A 783-nucleotide genomic window follows, 5' to 3' on the forward strand; every position below is an offset into this window, starting at 1 on the left:
CCCGACGCTATCGACACCTACCTCGTCGGCGACGACGAGGGCGAAGCCCGCGCCGCCCGCGCGGCTCACGGCGTCTGGGACGTCGAACCCGAGAACTTCTGGCAGTTCTTCGAGTTCATGTTCTGGAACTTCACCACTAAGACGTACACCCACGCCCGGTTGGAGTCCTACATGGACCTCGCCGGCGTCCGCAATATCACCAAAATCGCCAACCGAGCCTACGAGGACCGCTACGACAGCCTCGTTCGGTCGGCCACCGACGAGGCCGTCCGCTACGGTATCCCCAGCGTCCCGCGCGTCCGACTCCTCCGCGACCACAAATACGGCAACTACGGCGACATCCTCGGCTGGATTCAAACCCGCCTCGACCGCGTCAACGAGGGGTCGGTCAGCACCCACTCGCTGCTGCCCGGGACGAAGTACGAGACGCCCGTCTACGTCATCGACTCCGGCAAGCCCGGCCCGACCGCGTTCGTCGTCGGCGGCGTCCACGGCGAGGAACCGCAGGGCTACCACGCCGCCGACCAACTCAGACACCTTCGCCCGACCGGCGGCAAACTCGTCGTCGTCCCCTACGCGAACGTGCCCGCAATCAGCATCGGCGCGCGGTACACCGAAGACGGCGACCTGAACCGCCAGTTCCCTACGGGGGCGAACCCCACGTCCCGGCTCGCGCGGGCGCTCTGGGACGAACTCCAGTCGCACGACCCCGACGTGGTCGTCGACCTCCACAGCTCCAGCGGCATCTACAAGTACGACGGGAAAGTCGGGCAGGCCGTCTTC

General features: G+C 66.8%; 1 protein-coding gene. It reads left to right on the plus strand.

Annotation, left to right across the window (positions count from 1 at the left end):
* A partial coding sequence (locus NDI65_RS22165) for a succinylglutamate desuccinylase/aspartoacylase family protein (RefSeq protein WP_310894444.1) occupies positions 1-783 on the plus strand: 783 nt, incomplete at both ends.

It is taken from the genome of Haloferax sp. S2CR25, from assembly GCF_031624535.1.
In the GTDB taxonomy this organism is placed as follows: domain Archaea; phylum Halobacteriota; class Halobacteria; order Halobacteriales; family Haloferacaceae; genus Haloferax; species Haloferax massiliensis.